The 3,352-nt window shown below is 73.0% G+C and carries 4 protein-coding genes; 3 read left to right on the forward strand and 1 reads right to left on the reverse strand.

What is annotated here, in order from left to right:
- Together AC2W7G_RS12215 and AC2W7G_RS12220 are read left to right on the forward strand one after the other, a co-directional pair.
- Nucleotides 1–373: hypothetical protein (locus tag AC2W7G_RS12215; protein ID WP_485868681.1), on the forward strand; the 373-nt coding region annotated here is incomplete at its 5' end.
- Between the two features lie 86 nt (nucleotides 374–459).
- Nucleotides 460–1,191, forward strand: a complete 732-nt coding sequence (locus tag AC2W7G_RS12220) for a nucleoside triphosphate pyrophosphohydrolase (RefSeq protein ID WP_485868682.1) — start codon at nucleotides 460–462, stop codon at nucleotides 1,189–1,191.
- Here the strand turns inward: AC2W7G_RS12220 and AC2W7G_RS12225 are convergent.
- On the reverse strand, nucleotides 1,188–1,838 hold the full coding sequence (locus tag AC2W7G_RS12225; protein WP_485868683.1) for a hypothetical protein: 651 nt from the start codon (nucleotides 1,836–1,838) through the stop codon (nucleotides 1,188–1,190). The genes AC2W7G_RS12220 and AC2W7G_RS12225 overlap by 4 nt on opposite strands.
- Nucleotides 1,839–1,941: 103 nt before the next feature.
- Between AC2W7G_RS12225 and eno the strand changes: the two genes are divergently transcribed.
- On the forward strand, nucleotides 1,942–3,219 hold the full coding sequence (eno, locus tag AC2W7G_RS12230) for a phosphopyruvate hydratase (protein WP_485868684.1): 1,278 nt from the start codon (nucleotides 1,942–1,944) through the stop codon (nucleotides 3,217–3,219).
- Nucleotides 3,220–3,352: the final 133 nt, after the last annotated feature.

The following is a 3,352-nucleotide window of genomic DNA, read 5'->3' on the forward strand; positions in this document are numbered from 1 at the left end:
GCTCGACGTCGCCCGTGAGCTGGCCGAGCAGCGCGACCTGGCGGTGCCGCGGTCGGAGTGGATCGTCCCGGTCGCCGACCGCGAGGGCCTGGCCGAGGCGCTGCCCGACGCCGACGTCGAGCAGGTGATCGAGGCGGCCGAGCTCAACGGACGCCTGCGCGTCACCCTCGAGGCGTTGGGCTCCCCGGCCGGCTCGCCGGAGGTCGCCCAGCAGCAGGGCCGCGACATCGTCGCCCAGGAGCTCGCCGACCGCGACGTCCAGGTCGACCCCCGGCTGGGGCTGGACGAGTCGCTGCAGGACACCGGCTCCAACGGATCGCTCTCGGTGCGCTCCGGCGACGCCGAGCCGGCCGCCGCGACCGGGTGCGCGTGATCGCGTGCCGGTCCTGCAGCTGAGCCCGCGCGTCCCGCCCGGCCTCGCTCACCGCGGAGGCGTGGGACCTGCTGCGCACGGCGCGCATGGTCCTGGCCGAGCGGCTCGACGACCCGCACGTGGCGGCCGTCCAGCAGTCCGGCGTGCGCGTGCGGCGGACGTCCCGCCCCGACCACCTGGACCACGACGTCGTCTGGCTGACGACGAGCGACGACGAGGCCGACGACCGGCTGGTCGGGTCCTACGACGTCCCCGGCGCCCACGTGCTCGACCTGGTGCACGTGATGGACCGGCTCCGGCGCGAGTGCCCGTGGACCCAGCAGCAGACGCACGAGGGGCTGGCCCGCTACCTGCTCGAGGAGACGTACGAGACCCTCGAGACGATCGAGGACGGCGACCGCGAGCACCTGCGCGAGGAGCTCGGCGACCTGCTCATGCAGGTGGTGTTCCACGCCCGCATCGCCGCCGAGGGCGCCGGCTGGGACCTCGACGACGTCGCCGACGGCATCACCGCCAAGCTGGTCAGCCGCAACCCGCACGTGTTCGGCGACGCGACGGTCAGCAGCGTCGAGGAGATCGACGCGAACTGGGAGGCGATCAAGGCCGCTCAGAAGCAGCGCACGCGCCCCGACGAGGGCGTCCCGCGCATGCTGCCGGCCCTGGCCTACGCCGACACGGTGCTCGGGCGGCTCGGCGACCCGGACGTGGTGGGGGACGACCTCGGCTCACGCCTGCTGGCCCTCGTGGCCGAGGCGCGGGCGGCCGGTCAGGACCCCGAGGGCCTGCTCCGCACGCGCGTGCGGGCCCTGCTGGCCTAGGAGCAGAACCCTCCGAAGTCGTCAGTCGCCACCTTCGTCGCGATGTCCCCCTCGGCCCGCACCGTGGCGTGCTGACCCTTCCGGGACACGTCGAGCGTCCCGAGCGGCATCCACGAGGTCGACTCTCCCCAGCGGCACGGCTCCGCTGCCCGACGCAGCGGGAGGTTCACGGCGTGGGAGTCACCGGGCTCGAGGGTCGAGTCGATGGCGACCCGGCTGCCCCGGACCTGTTCGACCAGCGACTCCCGGTCGACGATCAGACCGAGCTGGCTGTCCTCGTCCTCGGGCACGAGGTAGGACGACAGGTCGTGCACGCGGACGGCGTGCTCGCCGTCGTTGCGCACGAGCATCGTCAGCAGGCAACGGTCGGCCCGTTCCAGCTCCACCACGAAGCCGGGCAGGTAGGCGGGCACGTCGCCCCACTCGTCGACGGGCTCAGCAGGGACGAACGGGACCCGCTCGTCGCCGCAGACGAGCGACGACGGCATCAGTCGCACGTCCCGGCCCGTGAAGACCGCCGCCTCCTCGCGGCTCGTCCACCACCAGCCGGCGGCGACGGCGACGAGCGCCGTGACGAGCAGGCTGATGACGACGGTCGACGGGTCGACGCGACGGCGGGCGGGAGCGAGGTCGGGGGAGTCGGGCACGAGCACACCCTGACAGGCGGACGCCGTCGGTGCGGCACCTTCGGGCGAGAAGGCGACGGGGCTAGGCTGGGCCCCGATTCTTCTTCGACTCGAGGAGCACGTCTTGGCACGCATCGACGCCGTCGGCGCACGGGAAATTCTGGACTCGCGAGGCAACCCCACCGTCGAGGTGGAGGTCGCGCTCGACGACGGCACGATCGGACGCGCCGCGGTGCCGTCCGGCGCCTCCACCGGTCAGTTCGAGGCGGTCGAGCTGCGTGACGCCGGCGCCCGCTACCTGGGCAAGGGCGTCCTCAAGGCCGTCGAGAACGTCAACGCCACCCTCAACGAGGCGCTCGCCGGCTTCGACGCCGACGACCAGCGCTCGCTCGACCAGGCGATGCTCGACATCGACGGCACGCCGAACAAGGCCAACCTGGGCGCCAACGCGATCCTCGGCGTCTCGCTCGCGACCGCGCAGGCCGCGGCCGAGTCGGCCGGCCTGCCGCTGTTCCGCTACGTCGGCGGCGCCAACGCGCACGTCCTGCCGGTGCCGATGATGAACATCCTCAACGGCGGCGCCCACGCCGACTCCAACGTCGACGTGCAGGAGTTCATGATCGCGCCGATCGGCGCGGAGTCCTTCACCGAGGCGCTGCGCCAGGGCGCGGAGGTCTACCACGCGCTCAAGTCCGTGCTGAAGGCCGACGGCCTGTCCACCGGCCTGGGCGACGAGGGCGGCTTCGCGCCGAACCTGTCGTCCAACCGCGCGGCGCTGGACCTCATCGCCAAGGCGGTCGAGAAGGCCGGCCTGACGCTGGGCACCGACATCGCGCTGGCCATGGACGTCGCCGCCAGCGAGTTCCACGGCGAGGGCGGCTACACCTTCGAGGGCGTCGCGAAGTCGGCCCCGGAGATGATCGACTACTACGCCGAGCTCGTGGCGTCCTACCCGATCGTCTCGATCGAGGACCCGCTGGACGAGGAGGACTGGGCCGGCTGGGTCGACCTGACCGAGCGCCTCGGCGACCGCGTGCAGCTGGTCGGCGACGACCTGTTCGTGACCAACGTCGAGCGTCTGGCCCGCGGCATCGAGCAGGGCGCCGCGAACGCGCTGCTCGTCAAGGTCAACCAGATCGGCTCGCTCACCGAGACCCTGGACGCCGTCGAGCTGGCCCACCGTCACGGCTTCGCGTCGATGATGAGCCACCGCTCGGGCGAGACCGAGGACGTCACCATCGCCGACCTCGCCGTCGCCACCAACTGCGGCCAGATCAAGACCGGCGCCCCGGCCCGCTCGGACCGCGTCGCCAAGTACAACCAGCTGCTGCGCATCGAGGAGATGCTCGGCACGGCGGCGTCCTACGCCGGCGCGTCGGCGTTCCCGAGGCTGTCGCTCTGAGGTGAGCCCGATGGCCCCGTCGTCGAACCGTGGACCCGGTCGCGCCCCTCACGGAGCCGCCGACGCTCGGTCGCGCAGCGGGCGTCGGCGGCTCCCACCCGCCGCCCGAGCCGTCCTGGCGCCGGCCCGGTCG

Source organism: Aeromicrobium sp. PFPM2_SD2 (genome assembly GCF_057364525.1).